Origin of the sequence: Labilibaculum euxinicum, from assembly GCF_009795715.1 — a bacterium.
Lineage (GTDB): Bacteria > Bacteroidota > Bacteroidia > Bacteroidales > Marinifilaceae > Labilibaculum > Labilibaculum euxinus.
Window position 1 is genome coordinate 285054 of record NZ_WTCR01000003.1, and the last position, 20641, is coordinate 305694.

The window sequence follows — 20641 nt, forward strand, 5'->3', positions numbered from 1 at the left end:
TCAGCCTGATAATAAAACAAATGCTTGATTAAAATCGTACCCTAGTTGATAGGGTATCATTTTATTCAACTTTAAACTTATAGCCATGACATTGCATAAATACATCCGCACAATCGGTAGGTGTTTGTTGTCGCTTGCCTTCATTTGTTTTAGTATTTTACCTGTTAAAAGTCAGGAACAACTACCTGACAAAAATGGAGAATTAATTCTGATTGATTCATTGGGAATTACACAGGAAGCTCAAAAAAATTCAATCCCAGTTGGATTATTTGCATATAATAAATGGGTTGATCTGAATGAGAACGGGCTTGTTGAAAGTAATGAGTTTTTCGGATTAGGTAAAGACTCATTTTCGAAAGGTGAAGCCATTAGTGTCTCTTTATATGATCCAAATTTGAGCGAAGGTTCAAATTTAAAACTAAGAATTTGGGATACCAGTGGTAATTTGATTCGTACAATTAAAAAGAATTATACTTCAACTCCTTTATTTACTTATTCAGGTTTCGATTCATTTCTGCCAGTTGGGAATTATATTTTTACCATTAATCCGGAGGAAACCGGAACAACCTACCAAATTCGTTTTTCATTAAAAGAGCCAAATGGAAACACTTTTGCTCAAATTCGCAAAAAACTACTTCCTGAAGATCTGTATATTTTTAGGATGTGGATAGATGAGGATGGAGATATGAAAATAGATAGCTCTGAAGTGTTTGCTTTAAATCAGAAAGAATACTTTTTAGGTGATGTAAAATTTGAAATGGGTTTAAATCTTCCTTCTGTTACCAATCAGGTTGTTTATCAGGTTTGGGATGCTCAGCATCAGTTGCTCAGCATGAATATTTCTAAATTGGATAGCTTGCAGCATTATACTATGAAAGAGGATACCCTGCATAATGGGAATGATTTTCTGAAGGTTTTAAGTGATGCTTCCGTTGGAAATTATCTGATTACAGCTTCGGTTGCAGGAGAGAAGGTGAAACAGTATCAAATTCCCATTCAGATAATAGATACAACACAGATTGCTGATTCAGAACCAGCTGTAGAGCCCGAACCGGTTGTTGCTGAAGATACAACTTCTTCTGCACCGAAAATGAAAATGGGAACCTCTGAGAATGTGGATAATTTAGCACCTGAATTCAAAAAAGGGCAGGAGGGATTTTTTCTGTTTACAGGATTTATTGATTTGAATGAGAACAATGTTCAAGACCGGGATGAGTTTATGGGAGCCGATCAGGAATATTATTATTCTGAATCGGAAAATATATTTGTTCAATTCCATTTGAGACAATTTTTTAATACGACATTAAAGTTGCAACTGTTGAATAGTGAGAAGCAGCTGGTTAAAGAACAAATCGGCAAATACGGCGATTCTCCATTTGTATTTAAAGTTTCAATGCCCGATGATCCATTGATTCCAGGAGATTATCAATTACTGATGATTCCCGTTGGTTCAGAAATCAAATATCGATTGGAGCTGACAATTAAGTAGTCAAAAATCCCGCTTTTGGTGTTCCAAAAAACGGGATTTTATCTAATCTAAAACCTATTGAAAAAAAATGCTGTTTATTGCTTTACTATTTTTTTACTGAGTTGCGAACCATCCTCCATTTCAAATATTAAAATGTAAGTTCCTGTTGTTAGATTATTTACGTTTAAATCTGCCGATTCATTTGGCATTGTTACAGCTATGATTGCTTTTCCTGATAAATCAAAAAGCTGTAATTTATTTACTTGTTTTAGATTTTGAAGATGAAGAATATCACGAACCGGATTTGGATACAGGCGTAATTCTTTGTTTAAAATATCATTAATGCCTGTTGAGTAGGTTATTTCTTCACTGTATGCACTGTAAACAATATCACCTTGCAATAATTCACCTGTTTGTGCAACAGGAGTTACTGAAAAGCGGATAAAATTACCGCGATCGGCTCTAACAAGAGTATAAGATAATTGATCGGCTCCGCTAATAACAGTTTCATTGGTTCCATTTGCATCGTCTGCTCTGTACCATTTGTAAATTGAACTTCCTTCCGGATCATTATTCAAATCCGTAAAGGTATAACTTGCCGTTAAGGTTTCATCCTCTCTGAAAGTTCCGCTTACAGTAATGTTTGAAGCAACAGGTGCTGATTTTACATCAGGAATGGAAAGTTGTTTTGTTGTGTAAATATGATATTCCCCGGCTTTAAGATCTATAAATGCGTTAACATCAGTAACAGTAATTGCTTGCCCGGTAAAATAATCATACCATGTACCTGTTTTACTGAAATTAGGATCAATACTTCTTAGTTTAAGGTCGAAATTTCCAATTACTCTAACATCCATATCGGAATGATTGATTTCAATACGTTTTAAAACGGTATTTGTATTCAGTGTGAAATCCTCCGATTCGAAGGCAACTTCTTCTTTTTTCAGCTTGATAAGTGCCGAAAATACTTCGTACAGTCTTTTTCTGTTTGGATCATCCTGATATTCCCAATGGATAGGTTTCTTGCCAACCCGACCATTTTCATCAATCGAGACATCGTAACCCAATTCTTCAAATTGCCATACCATTTTTGGCCCGGGAACAGTGAAAAATAAAGTTGCTGCAGCTTCAACTCTTGAAAGGGCTGTATTTAGGTTTGTTACATTATAGCTACCTAAAGAAGCTCCATAGGTAAGATTACGATACATCATGCGCTCTTCATCATGACTCTCCATATAACTCACCAAATTTGGGCCGACCCATTGTCTCTCTTTCCATGAATACCAATTGAAATCAGAAGAATATCCCATGGAAGCTTCACTGTATTCATGATTGGCATTTCCCCAAAGCATAATTCCATGAGCAGCCAGTTCTTTTTCTTCCGCATTATCGGATAAATGTTCGAAAATCACCACAGCGTTCGATTTAACGTTCCAAATTGCAGTAGACATACGTTTTAGTATATCAATACGTTCTTGGTCGTATTGTCCTCCCCAAGGATCAGTGGTGTTGCTGTGTGGTGTGTTTGAAAATCCTTTGGTAAAATCGAAACGAAATCCATCAATGTGATATTCGTTCATCCAATAGGTATTAATCCGATCCACTAACTTTTGTGTCGCCGTACTTGTGTGATTAATATCGTATCCCCATTGGGCATCCGGATTTTCAAAATTGCTTGTAACATTGTACCATGGATTATCTGCAGTTGGTTTTGAACCATCGAAGTACATGCGTAAAAATGGGGATTGTCCGTAGGTATGATTGAGTACCATATCCATATAAACAGCTATTCCTCTGCTGTGACATTCGTCGATAAATGCTTTGTAATCATTTTTTGTGCCATAGGCTTTATCAGGAGCAAAATAAAAGGATGGATTGTATCCCCAGGAATCATTTCCTTCAAATTCGTTAAATGGCATTAGCTCAATTGCATTAACTCCAAGTCTTTCCAAATAATCTAATGTGTCTTTAACTGTTTTAATATCACCAGCTGCAGTAAAGTCACGAACATGTAATTCGTAAACGACTAAATCTTCTTTTAATGGAGGAGTAAATTGTGCATCGGACCATGTATAATTGGTTTGTGCTGTTTGGAAGACACTGGCAATTTCACTTGTTTTATCAGCAGGGTAGGGAATCAAATTTGGATAGGTTGTGCTTGAAATGTATTGGTCATTCCACGGATCTAATAATTTATCAGCGTATGGATCTGCAATTTTAATATTACCGTCGATAACATACTGGAAAATGTATTCTTTTCCTGCCGTAAGGTTGTCGAGAGTAATCCAAAAATAGTCTCCATCCTTACTCATTTGGTAGTTGTTGTCGTAATTCCAATTGTTAAAATCACCAATAACAAAAACATATTCTTTGTTTGGTGCATAAAGTGATAGAGTAACTGTGTTATCATCAATGTAATTGATACCATCTTTAATCCCGGCAGGTTTTGTTGCTGTGGGCGTATCCTCACGAAGAACTATATTTACTGTATCTCTTGCTTCCTCACCGCTTGCAGTTGCAACAGCAATTAACTGGTGATTGCCTGCAGCATTTGGAGTATAGGAATAATTCAATTGGGTTGACAAGGTGGAAGTCATGCTTACGCCATCGATTAGCAACTCTAAATTATCACTAGCTTCAGAATTTGCCGTAATCAATACTGATTCATTTTTTCCAAAAATGGCATTGTCAACTGGTTTTGCGAATTCAACATTGAGTCCACCTTCGCTTAAGTCAACAAATATATCTGTTCCTCCGTCTCCTTTTCCTTCTTTCGAATTGTCGGAACTCCTAAAAACGAAAGCCATTTTTAATATTTTTTCACCACTTGTTACGCCGTAATATTCGCGAATGTCAGGTGTAATACTTAATTGCCACTTGTTATTGCCAAGTGATGTTAGTTTGTATTTTTCGCTGTTGTCACCCCAGGTCGGAGCGTATTTCCAATCACTGGTAGAAGTGCTTTGGTCAGTAATTACACCTGTATGAGCATATACATCGCCGGTGTAATCCAGTAATCCTGCTGTACCTAATGAGGCATCAAAGGTTATTGTTACAGGTTTATCTTCGGTAGGAAAGGTTGGATCTGAAATAATTATCTGTCCAATACCAATTGAAGGGATTAGCAGAAGAAAAGAAAGGAGATATGTGTATAGTTTCTTCATAGTTAGTTGTTTCTGGATCAAATTATTTATCTATAAGTGGCATGAGTTAATTATTCTATTTTTCTTGATCTACGCCAAATATGTGTTAATAATAAGCAATTGTAAGTTGGTCGAAAACAGATGTTGTGTGAGAGTGTTTTTTGAAATAAAGACAATTTGAAAAAAGCCACCCCCATGGGCGGCTTTTTAATTTAATTATTTCATTTATTCAAAAATTCCAGATTCTGTACTGAAGTTTAACTTAACTTTCTGACCAGTTGTGATAGGTGCACCCGCCAAATCATTTCCTGTACCTCGGTACTCAATTTTTCCAGCTAACACACTAAACTCTGCCTGCCACCAATCAACAGGATTGCTATCAGCGTTAGTTAAAGTAGTAGCTGTTACATACATTCTTGCATTATCATCTGCTACGGCAGCCGGAGAAACAAGAATCTTTGCATCTCCTGCATCAGGAGTAAACAGGAATTGTCCGCCATCCCAATTTCCAAATGCAGTACCCTGAGCATAGATAACAGGATCGGTTATTTGAATCGTATTAGTTAAAAGATTTACAACAATCATTTTATAACCAACAGCTCCGCTAGGTATGTTATCCCCACCTTTACTCCATACGCCATCAGCATCTGCAGTGTCGCCGGTTTTTCCGAATTGTGCACCATCCCAAGCTTTGGCTGAATTAAATTTTAACTCAGTACCAGCATCAAACCAAGCAATTTTCCAGAAAAGATGTGGGTTACTGTGAACCGGAATCATTTCCATTACTGCGGCATTATTCCAATCCCAATCTGGAACAAAGCTACCATTGATGTATAATTCAGTAGGAAAAACTGGTACTGCTTCAATTTTATATATTCCTTTATTAAGATCCAAAGTAATAGTATAGGCCTTATCACCACCGTCAAAAGCAATGTTAGTATTCTTACCCTTTGGTGCGAGAACACCAGAATTGCCATTACTATCAGCATCAGCCCAGTCTAGACCATCCCAATTTTGCTGATTAATAAATTTAAAGTTGGCTCCATCTTTCAGGGTAACTTCAAGAGTATATACTCCTTCTGATTTTCTTGTCATTTCAGTAGATGCTCCCGGATTCCATTCCGGATCAGTAGTATTGTATGCACCTACCAAGTATATATTTGGATAATCATAAGTATATACTGATCCGTTTTCGTATGGAGCAATTGTTAAATTACTGTTTGTAAAATCAGCTGTAACGGCATACCATCCTGTTTCTCCCGTAAATTTGAAATTTCCGTCATCATCTCCTGCAGCCTCAATGTTTTCAGATCGAGTGGCAAATTTGGCGAAGTTATAATCATAACCGTCGCTTGCTTGTTTTTCTGAAAACTTAAATAAACCATCTTTTGTAAGTTTCAGATACTTCGTAAAGATATTATCTGCACCATATGCTTTTAAGGCATCTGTTACTTTAGATGAAGCTGTAGCTGAACCAAAGATATATAAATCAGCAGGAATAGGTACATCTAAATAAGGAGTCACCTTCATTGTAAACGAAGCAGTGTACAAATTATCAAGATCCTCGTTAGCAAAGGCTCTAATTCTTACTTCAAGCTCTACCTGTTTTGCCGGGGCATATCTGTCAGATATTAGAGTGTTTAAACCACCGACAGTAATCAATGTAGTTGTTTCTGATACTCGATCAAACTCCAGTGCATTTTTAAATTCATTACCTACAGTGTCAATTTGAACATAATATCTTACACCGATAGGATCAGCATATGTAGCCGCCGACCAGCTTAATTCGATTATAGTTTCTTTTTCATTCTTTTTCTCAAGAACCAAATCGACATTTTCGGTTATTTCTGCTAGTACCGGGGCAGTTCCTTGAACTGGCTCAGTTACATTTGGCGTCTCAAAATCGTCTTCGCAAGCAACAAAGAAAACAGCCAATAGTGATATAAATAAATATTTAAGATTCTTCATTTTTATTCAATTTTACCAGTTTGATTAATAAAGTCAAGCTCTATTGTCTGCTCACCTGCGTTAATGCTAAATCTGTCCTGATCACCACCGTCTGCTCTGTATGCAATTTTTCCATTAAGGAATATAAACTCAGCATGCCACCAGTCTGCAGCAGAAATATATGGATGTGTTACATGAAGTCTTAGTTCGCCAGCCAGTAAGTTTTTAGTTAAAAACATTTTCTTATTTTCAGCATCCAACTTAAATTTATTAGCTTCTACAACAGAACTAACAGGCCACACATCGCCTATAGTAGGTCCGCAAATATAAATACTTGCTGGTTCTATCAACAGCTTATTATTCGCCATATCTACACCAACGGTATAGTATCCTGCTGTTCCTGGTACAGGTATATCTTCACCTCTGTTGTCAACTGTTCCTAAAGTATATTCTCCATTAACAGCATCTCCAATTTTTCCAATAACACCTTTGTAGTTTTCATCAGAACACAGTTTAAAACTTCCAGTAGCTTCCATCCACACGATAGTCCAGGTGTCATCAGGTTCACTGTTGACTTTGATAAATTTAAGCTTGTTGTTCTGTGCAACGCGCCCTACACCATCACCAAAAAGATAGAAGGTATTTGGAGCAAATAGAATATCCAAATAGGGAGTTGTTGTAAAGTTAAGTACTGTAGAGTATTGTGCTTCAACACCATTAAGAGAGTTGGTCATTACCCTTGCATAAACTGTGGCTTCTACATCTACAGGTAATTCGAGTGATTCTGTAAGAAATTCATTAATAGCTCCTACTGTGAATGTGAAAGCATTTTCAGATGCTCCAATATCAAAACTAACGGGTTTGGAAAAATCAGCTGTAGTTGAAAATTGAAGGGTATCTGTTACAACAATATCCACCCCATATGATGCAGGTGTGTATGATACCTGAATAATTTCGGCTTTTGTTGCTTTTGATATTGCCAAAGTAGTACCAAAACCTTCAATATTTGTTGCCGGCATATACTCTGAATTATTTAATTTTACAATATCGTCATCATCGCAAGAAAAAAAGCTTACTGCGAGAAGCAATATTAGTATGTATTTTATATTCTTCATAACGTATTTTTTAGATCGATTAATAACCTGAGATATTGGACAGATTTGGATTCGCATTTATATCCGACGAGGGAATAGGAAATACATTATATTTTGCATCTGTAGCTTTTCCGTCTGCAACAGCACCTTTCCAAGGCCAGTTGTATGTTCCACTTGTTAATTTACCAAATCGAACAAGGTCGGTTCTTCTGTGACACTCCCAGTACAACTCACGTCCTCTTTCGTCAAGAATAAAATCTAATGTTAAATCAGATGCCGTGATGTTTTCTGATGCATTTCCATATGCTCTTTCTCTGAGTTCGTTGATATAACCAACAGCAGTTGCCATATTTCCACCTGTTCCACCTCGAACTACAGCTTCAGCATATATTAGGTAGAAGTCAGCTAATCTGTAAAGAGGAAAATCTGTATCAGGGAACGATAGGTTTGATCCAACCGCCCCGGTTGAAGTAATGTTCTTGAATTTACGCAACGCATATCCATCTCTAAAATTGAAAATATCTCCTATTTCAAGATTTTGTCCTTCGGTAAAGAACATTCCTCTTTTATCTGTCCCTGTAACATCAGGAAAAAGGTTTACAAAAGATTTTGTGGTTCTGTTACCACCCCATCCTCCATCAAGACCAGACTCGCTTGCAGGCATATCACCTCCAACTGTTGAGTGAAGTATAAATGCCATACCTCCCCATGATTGAGTGCTGTTTCCATCTGATAGTATTGGGAAAATTATTTCATTAGTTCTTAAATGATTATCAGCTAAGAATAGGTTCGCATAATCTGACTCAAGAGAATATCCGCCACCAATAATTTTATTGCAATACGTAATAGCTTCTGTGTATTTTGGTACTCCGATATAAACCTCTGAATTTAAGTACATATTAGCTAGGATTGCCCATGCTAAGCCTTTATCAGCTCTACCATATTCATTTGTTCCAGGCTCAGCTAATTCAGTCTCAATTGTTGTGAGTTCAGACTCGATATAATCAAATATTTGTTGTTGTGTGGCCATCTCTGGGAAGAAAAATGAACCAATTTCATCCTCTTCTGTAACAAATGGACCACGTCCAAACATATCCAACATATGGTAATAACTTAAAGCTCTTAAAGCTCTGGCTTCATCGTTAAATGCTTTGTATTCCGATTGACCATTGGTTAGTTTTATCAGGTTATTACAGTAGGTTATTTGAAGAGTTATACGATAATACATAGCTGTAACAAACTCATTTGAGGCTGTCCAGTCTTGATCGTGCAGGTCTCTTAAATTACCATCATTCCAAGCACAAATAGCTTCATCGGTTGGTAATTCCTGGTGATTCCATAATAGTCTTAAATAAGATGAAAAACTACCATCAATACTACTTATATCCGGTTCGCCGTCAACTGCTGTCTGACCCCCTAAAATTAGGCCTGCATAACATTTTGCTAAAAGTTGTTTATAAGACTCGGCATCAGTAAAAACCGTCTTTTCAGTTTTTATGTCCTCATCAAGAGGCTCCGTATTCAAATCATCTGTACACGATACAAATGCAAATAATAATGCAAATGCAATCATGATATAATTTGTTTTATAATATCTCTTATTCATAATTAATACATTTATCAATTAAAATTTCACATTTAATCCAAACAAGAATGTTCTTGGTCTTGGATATACATCATTGTCAATTCCACCGTTTACTTCAGGATCTAATCCACTATAATCAGTTATCACAATAGCATTCTGAACTGTTGCAAATGCTCTGGCATTAATATCAAAACCTAAAAGTGGTTTTAATATTTTGGTAAAATTATATCCTAGAGTTATGTTGTCTATTCTAAAGAAGGATGCATCCTCAAGGAAATAATCAGAATATTGTTGTGCCGTTTCAAACTTTGATTTGTTAATCTCAGTTGGCATGTTTGTTAGGTATTCATTTACAGTCATTTCCTGATAGCGGCCACCTACAATAACATTGTTGTACATTTGCCCGCCAAGACCAATTCTACCGTTAAATCCAAAATCAAAATCTTTATATTTGATACTAGATGAAAATCCTATATTATAATCCTGAGCAGGATCTTTAGCATAGTATTTGTCGGCTGTTGTAATTTCTCCGTCTTTGTTTCTATCTACATAAAGACCTTCAATTGGTTTTCCGTTACTATTATATACTTGCTCATATACATAGAAAGTGTTTAATGAGTGCCCAACTGAGTTGATCTGAATATTATTACCAACACCAACACCACTAATACGACCAGTTTCAACTCCTCTGTAATTAGGATCGTCATAATTTGTCAGACGAGTAATTTCATTCTTGTTGTAAGCAAGATTGAAGCCAACTTCCCAAAACAAATCTTCTGATTCTACTACTATTGCATTAATAGCGAATTCAAAACCATTGTTTTCCAAATCACCAACATTTGTCAATAATCTGTCAGTAAAGTTTGTTCCTGCCGGTACTGGGATTGTATTTAACAGATCTTCAGTTTTTCGCTTATATATATCGAATGATCCATTAATTCTGCTATTAAAAAATCCGAAGTCAAGACCTGCATTATATGTTGTCGTTTTCTCCCACTGCAAACCTTCGTCGTACCCGTCAGGTCTTATTAAAGTATAAAACTGATTACCGAATTGATATCTTGTTCTTGAATCACTTAATCGGTAAGTTCCCATGTATGGATAATCTCCATTATTTAGTTCCTGCTGACCTGTAATACCATAACCCAAACGAACTTTAGCATTACTTACGACATCGATATTTTTAAGGAACGACTCTTCACTCATTCTCCAGGCAAAAGCAGCAGAAGGAAAAGTCCCCCATCTATTATCTTTGTGGAATCTTGAGGAACCATCTTTACGTAATGTAGCTGTTACGATATACTTATCTTTAAATGTGTAGTTTGCCCGGCCAAAGAATGAAACCAAGTAGTTCTCTGTTTCATTTTTGGAGTCTTCTATTGTTTCATTATTTCTGTCAACCTCAAAAGCTGAAGATTTTGACCAGAAATGTTGCCACTCATAACCACCCATAACATTTATTTTACTACTTAGGGATGGTAGGTTCTTATCGTAAGTAAGATAAAAATCTACTAATTCATTCTTTTTTTCCTGATCATAATCTCTTTCTACTCCCGTAGAAGAAGCTCTTACCCATGAAGCATCCAAATCAGTATTTACATCACCATTACTATCAGAATGGTCATAGCCTAATTTCATACTTGCTTTTAGATCAGGAAGGAAATGTAGTTTATAGTCTGCCTGAAAGTCTGCGATTACTCTTGATACATCTGAAACGTCTTCTTTTTGTTGTAATTGAGCGACTGGATTACGTGTTGCATTCACATTTCTGGAACCATCACTCATTAACCAAGTTGTATAGCCACCGTAGATACCTGTGTTGTTAAAAACAGATTGTGTTGGATCCATGCGTAAGGCATTTCCTATTGCACCTTTATCAGCAAATTGATTTTCAATTGCCATATATTTTAAACCTACATTTAGCTTTAGATGTTCATCGAAAAAGCTTGGATTAACATTTAAGGTTCCGGTAGTTCTTTGCATCTTAGAAGTTTGCAAAATACCTTTCTGATCGGTGTAGCCAGCAGAAACTCTAAATGGGATATTTTTGTACGAACCTGAAACTCCAATATTATGTTCGTGACCTGTTGCATCTCTGTATATTTCATCTTGCCAGTCGGTTGAAGCTTTACCCAACAATGCAGGGTTAACGGAAGAATGATCTACAGCTCTTGCAGTCACCAAAGTTCTATACTCATCAGCATTTAAAACATCTATTGTCTTTTTAATTTTACCTATTGAAAATTTAGAGTCATAGGTTACTTGTATTTTTTGTCCTGCTTTTCCTTTTTTAGTTGTAATCAAAATTACACCATTAGAAGCACGTGATCCATAAATTGCTGTTGCTGATGCATCTTTCAATACAGTAAAGGTTTCAATATCATTAGGATTTAATGAACTTAAAACATTACTCATTCCATCAATAGCCCTGTTATCTAATGGCATTCCGTCAATTACAATTAATGGATCGTTACTTGCTGACATTGAGGAACCTCCACGAATTCTAATTGTTGATGCTGAACCAGGAGCACCTCCATCATTTACGATCTGTACACCAGCAATTTTACCTACAATTAAATCTTGAGGAGAACTAGTTGTACCTTGGTTAAAATCATCCGATTTTACTGTAAAGACTGATCCTGTTGCATCTTCTTTTCTTACTTGACCATATCCAACAATTACAATTTCGGAAAGGTTCTCGGTTTCAATACTTAAAATCACATTGATTTGAGATTGTGAACCAACTACAATCTCTTGAGAACGATATCCTACAAAAGAGTAAATAATAGTTGCATTGGCATCTACACTTAGCGTGTATTTTCCGTCAATGTCGGTAGTTGTTCCTACAGTTGTGCCTTTTACAACTATTGAAACACCAGGAATTCCCATGCCATCGTTTGCATCGGTAACTAAACCAGTAACTACTTTTTCCTGTGCATGAATCATGGTAAATGAAAATACCATAACGAGCATAAGAAGTAGTTTTCTAAGTCTACTAATGTTAAGTTCCATAAATTAGAAATTTAAGATAAATTAGTTAATTAGTTAATTAGTTAAGGTGTTTTAGTTAAAAATATGAACTCGTGTTTCCGACTTGGGTTCTTCCTTTTTAAGCCTTCTAAAATTACCCTAACGTTAAGTTAGCCTTAATTCATTCTGTAATCAAAGATAAATGCGGATGTTTTTTTTTGGTAAATGATTGATAGTTAAGTGTAAATAAATCATCGCAAACGTCACCGCAAACGTTTGATATTTATATATTGATATAAGTTAATAATATCCGAACAAATTACAATCAAACCTATATGTTTGTTTAATTTTTCCTATATTTACAAAGCTTGTTTCAAGTGTATTTGGAATGTGTAGCACATTTCTAATCATCTTGTTACATGGATTTACTTAGGGTGTTAATATCTAATTAATATACAAATTTTATATGAGAAGCGGGCAAGTAACAATTAAAGATATAGCCAAAGAATTGGGAATTTCTGCCTCTACTGTTTCAAGAGCACTTAAAGATCATCCTGATATTAGTTTTAAAACTAAGGAGGCCGTTAATGAACTTGCTAAAAAATGGCATTACAAGCCCAATGCTGTAGCTTTAAGTTTGCGAAATAGTAAAACGAATATCATTGGGGTGATTATTCCGGAAATTGTTCATCATTTTTTTTCTTCGGTAATTAGTGGAATTGAAGATATTGCCTCAAAAGCCGGATACAATGTGATGATTTTCCAATCGAATGAATCTTATGTGAGAGAAATGGCTAATGTTCAGGCTTTACTTTCAAGTCGTGTCGATGGAGTTTTGGTTTCCATGTCAAAAGAGACAAAAGATCACAGTCATTTTCAGGAATTAAGGGATAATGGAATTCCAATCGTATTTTTTGATCGTGTTTGTAATGATTTGTCATCAGATAATGTAATTGTAGATGATTTTGCAGGTGCTTTTGCAGCAGTAGAACATCTAATTAAAATAGGGTGCAGAAGAATTGCTCATTTATCGGCACCCCAGCATATGTTATTGGCTCAGAATCGTCAGAAAGGGTATCGTCAGGCAATGTTAAAACACAAAATTCCAATCGATGAAAATTTAATAGTTAAATGTGACAGTTTTGATGAGGCAATTCTAAAAACTCCTGATTTATTAGCTTTGCCGGAACCACCGGATGCGATATTTGCAGTGAATGAATTAACTGCAGCCGGTGCACTTTTGATGGTGAAAAAATTAGGATTAAAAGTTCCTGAGGATATTTCGATAGTTGGGTTTACCGATGGAGTGGTTTCGCGAATTACCGATCCTTCGCTTACTACTCTTGAACAGCATGGTTTTGAAATTGGCTTGAAAGCCGCAGAACTGATTGTGGAAAGAATTTTTGCAGGAGATATGGACTATGAGCCTGTCACAAAAGTTGTTAAAACCAATTTGATTGTAAGAGGATCAACCAGACATATATAATATTGTATACTGATGTGTAAAAAAAGTTGCCTTGTGCAGCTTTTTTTGTCTGCAGGAAGGGCTTATTTTGATGAAACAAGATTATGAATTCATCTTTTTTTGAATAAAAATGGGTTTATTTTTGAATTTGTTGCAATCGTTTGTTATGGGTTATTAAGTCTGTTTTTACTGACTGTTTGAAACTTTCAGCTTGAAGTTGTTTTGACATATTGTATTTTTTTCTCTACTTTTGACCGTGGAGGGAAACCTCTTTTCCGACTTAATTTTATATTTACTTCCTATATTAATATGATCTCGTTTCCAGATAAAATGATGGAAATTACACAGATCTATAATTTGTTTAACACTATATTGTGTTGGATAATTAAGTTAGTCCTTTGCAACACAAATTAATGTGATTTGTATCAGGATCTATTTTTTCCAAAATTTTATTTGAAACAAGAATTGTTTATTGAATTTCTCATTGCTGAGGAATATGATCCTTATGTTCATGGGTCAAATTAAAAAGCAGTTTATGATTTTAATTAAAAACGTCAACCCATTTACAGGAAGGACATAATTAACTAACAAATGAAAAAACAGCCTAGATTAAGTTTTTGGCAAATCTGGAACGTCAGTTTCGGATTCTTAGGAATACAGATGGGATTTGCCTTGCAAGGAGCAAACGTAAGTCGTGTATTATCAAGTTTAGGAGCAGATTTGCATCATTTATCTCTATTTTGGTTGGCAGCACCTGTCATGGGATTAATTGTTCAGCCAATTGTTGGAGGTGCAAGTGATCGGACATGGAACCGTTTTGGTCGAAGAGGACCATATATTTTGGGAGGTGCAGTAGTTGCAGCTTTGGCAATGTTTTTTATGCCTAATGCTGGTATAGCAGTTAAAATTATGCCGCCTCTTGTGTTTGGTGCTGTGATGTTCGCTTTAATGGATGGGTCGTTTAATATTACGATGCAACCGTTTAGAGCACTTGTTGCAGACATGACTCCTGAAGAACAAAGAAATGCAGGATATTCAATTCAAAGCTTCCTGATTAATACAGGAGCTGTTTTGGGATCTATTTTGCCATTTATTTTAACCAATGTGATAGGGGTTAGTAATGTTGATCCTGATGGAGGAGTACCTTCGTCGGTTATCTGGTCTTTTTATATTGGTGGTGGTATGTTGCTGTTGTCAGTAATTTGGACTGTTTTCCGAACAAAGGAATATCCACCACAAGAATATGCAGACTTTAAAGGTTTGGAAGTTGTTTCAAAGGAGAAAAAGGAAAAACGCACGTTACTTGGATTCTTTAAATTGTTGAAAGAAACTCCCAAAACCATGATGCAATTAGCTGTTGTTCAGTTTTTCTCATGGTTTTCTCTTTATTTGATGTGGGTATATACGACTTACGCATTGGCACAGCATTCCTGGGGATGTCCAATTGCCGATGTAAAATCAGAATCGTTTCAGGATGCAGGAGATTGGGTTGGAATTTTGTTTGCAGGCTATAGTTTGTTTGCTGCAATATTTTCAATTCTAATGTCCAGGTTGGCGAATCGATTTGGTAGGAAAACAGTGTATTCTTTAGCCTTGCTTTTAGGAGGTTTAGGTTTTTTATCAACTTACATGTTTAAAGGAGGCGATTTAATTCATTTAAATCTTTTAATAACTCAAGTTGATATACCATCGAGTGCTGCTTTGTGGATGATTCCAATGGTGGGCGTAGGAATAGCATGGGCTGCAATTCTAGCGATGCCGTATTCTATTTTATCTGACTCTTTACCTGCTGATAAAATGGGAGTTTATATGGGAATCTTCAATTTTACAATTGCAGGTCCTCAGATTGTTAGTGGAATAATTGCCGGTGAAATTTTAAGATACTTTTTTAACGGTGAGGCAATTTACATTATGGTGATCGCTGGAGTATCAATGTTGTTAGGGGCAATTTCTGTCACTTTCGTTAAGCAAAATAAAGCTGTTAATTAATAATATTTGTTTGAAATGGGAACAATTAGTGCATGTATATTTGATTTAGATGGAGTAGTGGTGGATACGGCGAAGTATCATTACATCGCATGGAAAAGTATAGCAAATGAGTTAGGCTTTGACTTTACAGAGGAGGATAACGAGAGATTGAAAGGAGTAAGCCGAATGACCTCATTGGATATTCTTCTGTCGATTGGTGGAGTTGAGCTAGATCAGGAAACTAAACTTAAATTGGCCGATAAGAAAAACAAAAACTATTTGGAGTACATATTAAGAATGACTCCTGATGAAATTCTTCCTGGAGTGAAAGAATTTATGAATGAACTCAAATCCAACGGAGTGAAGATTGCTTTGGGATCTGCAAGTAAAAATGCGATGACTATTCTCAATCAGTTAGAGCTTACAAATTATTTTGACGTGGTTGTTGATGGAACTCATGTGAGCAATGCAAAACCTGATCCGGAAGTATTTCTAAAAGGTGCGGAGCTTCTTAACGTATTACCATCGGAATGTGTGGTTTTTGAGGATGCAGAAGCAGGAATAGAAGCTGCAATTAACGGCAAAATGAAGTGTGTTGGAATTGGTTCTCCTGATGTATTGGGAAAAGCGAATATTGTGGTTCCGGGTTTTGTGGGATTTTCCATTAGCCAACTAAACTTTTAAGGGAATAGGTAGGATTATTTTTAAAAGGAAATCAACATGAATGAATATTTAAAATATGATGAGTGGTGTATTATAGAGGAAGGATTCAAACCTGAAAATCATCGCGCATCCGAAAGTATATTTAGTCTTGGTAATGGCAACATGGGACAAAGAGCCATGTTTGAAGAAACTTACTCGGGGAAAACATTACAGGGAACTTATATCGCTGGAGTTTATTATCCTGATAAAACCAGAGTGGGTTGGTGGAAAAACGGTTATCCGGAATATTTTGCGAAGGTATTGAATGCGCCAAACTGGATTGGAATTGATGTGAAAATCAATGGAGAAATGCTTGATCTTGCAAAATGTAAAGTGAGCGAATTTGTTCGCACATTAAATATGCAGGAAGGTGTTTTGATGCGTTCATTTGTTGCCGAAATGTCGAATGGAAACCAAATTAAGGTAGACACAAAACGTTTTTTAAGCATTGTAACTTCTGAAGTCGGAGCAATTCGATATTCAGTTACTGCTTTAAATTTCGATGGAAAGATTAGTTTTAATCCTTACCTGGATGCTGATGTAGCGAATGAGGATTCGAATTACGATGAGAAGTTTTGGGATGTGCTATTGTGCAAATCTGGAAAGGGTGAAGCTATTATAACGGCAAAAACCAAGAAATTGGATTTTCATGTTTGTATCGGGATGAAATATGATGTATACAAAGATGGACAGAAACAGGAACTGGCACCTTCTGTAATAGAAGAAGCTAAATACGTATCCAATACTGTAGAATCCGATATTCGAAAAGGGGAGGAGTTTACCATTTATAAATATGCTGGTGTTCTAAGTTCCTTAAATCATAACAAAGAAGAGATACAAGCTGATGCTCAGAATGTTGTTGCGGAAGCATGCAACAAAGGATACGATGCTCTTTTAAATGAGCATGTAGCTGCATGGGCTGATAAATGGGCGAATAGTGATATTACCATTGAAGGTGATGTTGCAGCACAGCAAGCCATTCGTTTCAATATTTTCCAATTGAATCAGACCTATACAGGCGAAGATGAACGATTGAATATTGGTCCAAAAGGTTTTACTGGTGAGAAATATGGAGGATCTACCTATTGGGATACCGAAGCTTATTGTGTTCCTTTCTACCTAAGTACATCAAAACCTGAGGTGACCCGAAACCTGTTGATTTACCGCCATAAGCAATTGCAAAAGGCCATTGAAAATGCTGAAAAATTAGGTTTTACCAACGGTGCTGCTTTGTATCCAATGGTAACAATGAACGGGGAAGAGTGTCACAACGAGTGGGAGATTACTTTTGAGGAAATTCACCGTAACGGAGCCATTGCATTTGCTATTTATAATTACATCCGTCACACTGATGATAAAGATTATTTAGCGGAATTTGGCTTGGATGTACTAATTGGTATTTCAAGATTCTGGAGTCAGCGGGTTAACTATTCTGAAGCAAAGAAGAAATATGTGATGCTTGGTGTTACCGGTCCTAACGAATACGAAAATAATATCAACAACAACTGGTATACAAGTACTATTGCGAATTGGTGTATGGAATATACTCAGGAAGCTATGGCTCATGTTAAAGAGACAAATTCCGGTCGCTTTGCTGAGATTATGGACAACCTGAAATTCGATTTCGAAAAGGAAATTGCGAAATGGAATGATATCATTGATAACATGTATTATCCGGTTGATGAGGAAACAGGAGTATTCCTGCAACAGGATGGTTATTTGGATAAAGAACAAATTCTGGCAGCCGATCTAGATCCGAAAGTACGTCCGATCAATCAACATTGGTCATGGGATAGAATTTTGCGGTCATGTTTCATCAAACAAGCTGATGTACTGCAGGGTGTTTATTTGTTCGAAGATCAGTTTGATGAGGAAACTATTAAGAAGAATTATCAATTCTACGAGCCTAGAACCTTGCATGAATCTTCACTTTCGCCATGTATTCACTCCATTCTGGCATCTAAAATTGGTGATATCGAAGGAGCTTATGATCTGTATTTAAGAACTTCCCGTCTGGATATTGATGATTACAATCATGAGGTGCACGAAGGACTGCACATTACAAGCATGGCAGGAACATGGATGTCAATTGTTGAAGGTTTTGGCGGAATGAGAGTATCGAACGGACAATTGATATTTAAGCCATTGATTCCTAAAGAATGGAAATCATATTCATTTAAGGTTCGATTCAGAGGAAATCTTTTAAATGTAAGAGTTTCTGCTGATGAAGTTGGTGTAATCAATGAAGAGGGGGAAGATATTTCCTTATTCCTGATTGATGACGAATACGTAATTGAAAAGAACAGCAGCTTGGTTATTGAGCGCGCTTAAACTACTACAAGAATAGTTCAGGATAAGGGGGGATTCCTCTTATCCTGATTTTTTATCAGCCTTAATTTTAATAGAATGAGAACTTTTTTGATTTCCTTACTGATGGGTTCAATTTTTAGTCTTTCCTCTTTTGCCGAAAAGGCGAAAATTGAAAGAGTAGAGCCAATGTTTTGGTGGGTGGATATGAAGAATCCAAATTTGCAACTTTTGGTTCATGGTGACAATATTTCGAAATATGATGTTTCGATGAATTATCCGGGAGTTACAATTGAAAGGATGATAAAGACGGATAAACCCAATTATTTGTTTGTAAATCTGCTGATTAAAAAAGGAACGAAAGCGGGTCGCTTCAACCTTGTTTTTTCGGAGAGAGGCAAAAAGAAAGCAAGTTACCCGTATGAATTAAAAGCCCGAAAAAAAGATTCAGCAAACCGGAAGGGGTACGATGCATCGGATGTGGTGTATTTGATTATGCCGGATCGATTTGCGAATGGAGACCCAAAAAACGATTCGGTTGATGGAATGGAGGATAAATTGGATCGTGAAAATCCTGACGGTCGTCATGGTGGGGATATTCAGGGGATTATTGACCATTTGGATTATTTGCAGGAGCTTGGTGTTACTGCAATTTGGAATACGCCTTTAATGGAAGATAATGAACCAACAACATCGTACCATAATTACGCCATCTCGGATTATTACAAGATTGATGCCCGTTACGGAAGTAACGAGGATTATGCCCGATTATCAGCGGAAGCAAAAAAGCGTGGAATTAAAATTATTATGGATGTGGTAACCAACCATTGTGCTTCGGCTCATTGGTGGATGAACGACCTGCCTTCAGGCGATTGGGTTCATGTATTTCCTGAATACACCCAATCGAATCATCGCAAGAGTACTACGAATGATCCGTATGTTTCGAAAGTAGATTACGAAAAGAACTTTGATGGCTGGTTTGCCCGGTCTATGCCGGATTTAAATCAAAAAAACGATTTACTGATTAACTATTTTATTCAGAATACCATTTGGTGGATAGAATATGCCGATTTAGGCGGGATTAGGGTAGATACCTATCCGTACAACGATAAAGATGCCATGGCAGTTTATTCTGGTGCAATTATGAAAGAGTATCCAAATCTGAATATTGTTGGAGAAACCTGGTTAAGTTCGCCTGCCGAGATTGCTTACTGGCAAAAAGATGCAGTAAATCATGATGCTTACAATTCGAATTTGCCTTGCGTAATGGATTTTTCTTTGTTTGAAGCCATGACAAAGGCTTTTAATGAGAACGAAGGATGGAATACCGGATTGATTCGTTTGTACAATTCTCTTGCTTTTGATTATTTGTACCCACACACAGATAACATATTTATATTCGCGGAAAATCATGATACAGGTTACATCATGTCAACATTAGGCGGCGATATTCAGAAATTTAAACATGTAATGACTTTCCTTTTAACAACGAGAGGAATTCCGCAGTTATACACTGGAACAGAAATCTTGCTGGAAGGCAAAAAGAGCGATGGCGACGGAAAAATGCGCGTTGATTTTCCCGGAGGATGGGAAGGTGATGCAAAAAATGCTTTTACTGCTAAAGGAAGAACAGCAAAAGAAAATGAGGCTTTTAATTTCTTGAAAAAGCTATTGAATTGGAGAAAGCAAAATCCGGTAATCCATACCGGAAAACTGATGCATTACGTTCCCGAAAACGATACTTACGTTTATTTCAGAAGCAATGCTGAAAAAACAGTAATGGTCGTGATTAATAAAAACGAAAATGCACAGGAATTGAATATAAAGCGATTTGCAGAAAGTTTGGGAACATTCACTTCTGGAAAAGATGTGATTAGTGAAAAAGAATTCGATTTGACCAAAGGAAATATTTCATTGGCTCCAAACACATCAATTATATTGGAATTAAAATAAGTGTGATCGGGTGATCACAAAAACTCTCAATCTCAGAAG

General features: G+C 36.3%; 11 protein-coding genes. 6 read left to right on the top strand and 5 right to left on the bottom strand.

Annotated features, from left to right (window positions below; all coding sequences use genetic code 11):
* The first annotated feature begins 85 nt into the window (after nucleotides 1-85).
* Nucleotides 86-1489 carry a hypothetical protein gene (locus GQR60_RS05045; protein WP_124991883.1) on the top strand — a complete coding sequence of 468 codons (1404 nt, stop codon included), beginning with the start codon at nucleotides 86-88 and terminating at the stop codon, nucleotides 1487-1489.
* Between the two features lie 74 nt (nucleotides 1490-1563).
* Here the strand turns inward: GQR60_RS05045 and GQR60_RS05050 are convergent, their stop codons facing one another.
* The 5 genes from GQR60_RS05050 to GQR60_RS05070 all read right to left on the bottom strand — a co-directional run bounded on the left by GQR60_RS05050 (nucleotide 1564) and on the right by GQR60_RS05070 (nucleotide 12249).
* Nucleotides 1564-4632: an alpha-amylase family glycosyl hydrolase gene (locus GQR60_RS05050; RefSeq protein ID WP_124991884.1), complete on the bottom strand. Its 3069-nt coding sequence runs from the start codon at nucleotides 4630-4632 to the stop codon at nucleotides 1564-1566.
* Nucleotides 4633-4836: 204 nt separating this feature from the next.
* Complete coding sequence (locus tag GQR60_RS05055; RefSeq protein WP_124991885.1) at nucleotides 4837-6579, bottom strand: SusF/SusE family outer membrane protein; 1743 nt, start codon at nucleotides 6577-6579, stop codon at nucleotides 4837-4839.
* A gap of 2 nt (nucleotides 6580-6581) precedes the next feature.
* Nucleotides 6582-7673: a SusE domain-containing protein gene (locus GQR60_RS05060; protein WP_160463415.1), complete on the bottom strand. Its 1092-nt coding sequence runs from the start codon at nucleotides 7671-7673 to the stop codon at nucleotides 6582-6584.
* A 19-nt stretch (nucleotides 7674-7692) separates the two neighbouring features.
* Nucleotides 7693-9258, bottom strand: a complete 1566-nt coding sequence (locus GQR60_RS05065; protein ID WP_124991887.1) for a RagB/SusD family nutrient uptake outer membrane protein — start codon at nucleotides 9256-9258, stop codon at nucleotides 7693-7695.
* Nucleotides 9259-9276: 18 nt separating this feature from the next.
* Nucleotides 9277-12249: a SusC/RagA family TonB-linked outer membrane protein gene (locus GQR60_RS05070; protein WP_124991888.1), complete on the bottom strand. Its 2973-nt coding sequence runs from the start codon at nucleotides 12247-12249 to the stop codon at nucleotides 9277-9279.
* A 409-nt stretch (nucleotides 12250-12658) separates the two neighbouring features.
* On the opposite strand from GQR60_RS05070, the gene GQR60_RS05075 reads away from it, so the two are divergent.
* The 5 genes from GQR60_RS05075 to GQR60_RS05095 all read left to right on the top strand — a co-directional run bounded on the left by GQR60_RS05075 (nucleotide 12659) and on the right by GQR60_RS05095 (nucleotide 20602).
* A complete protein-coding gene (locus GQR60_RS05075) occupies nucleotides 12659-13693 on the top strand; it encodes a LacI family DNA-binding transcriptional regulator (protein ID WP_306598752.1) in 1035 nt (344 codons plus the stop codon).
* 570 nt (nucleotides 13694-14263) lie between these two features.
* The gene (locus tag GQR60_RS05080; protein WP_124991889.1) at nucleotides 14264-15661 is read left to right on the top strand and encodes an MFS transporter; all 1398 of its coding nucleotides are present in this window, start codon (nucleotides 14264-14266) and stop codon (nucleotides 15659-15661) included.
* Between the two features lie 15 nt (nucleotides 15662-15676).
* Nucleotides 15677-16324, top strand: coding sequence for a beta-phosphoglucomutase (gene pgmB, locus GQR60_RS05085; RefSeq protein ID WP_124991890.1), 648 nt, complete (start codon nucleotides 15677-15679; stop codon nucleotides 16322-16324).
* 36 nt (nucleotides 16325-16360) lie between these two features.
* Nucleotides 16361-18673: a glycoside hydrolase family 65 protein gene (locus GQR60_RS05090; RefSeq protein ID WP_124991891.1), complete on the top strand. Its 2313-nt coding sequence runs from the start codon at nucleotides 16361-16363 to the stop codon at nucleotides 18671-18673.
* A 75-nt stretch (nucleotides 18674-18748) separates the two neighbouring features.
* Nucleotides 18749-20602 carry a glycoside hydrolase family 13 protein gene (locus tag GQR60_RS05095; RefSeq protein ID WP_124991892.1) on the top strand — a complete coding sequence of 618 codons (1854 nt, stop codon included), beginning with the start codon at nucleotides 18749-18751 and terminating at the stop codon, nucleotides 20600-20602.
* Nucleotides 20603-20641 lie beyond the last annotated feature (39 nt).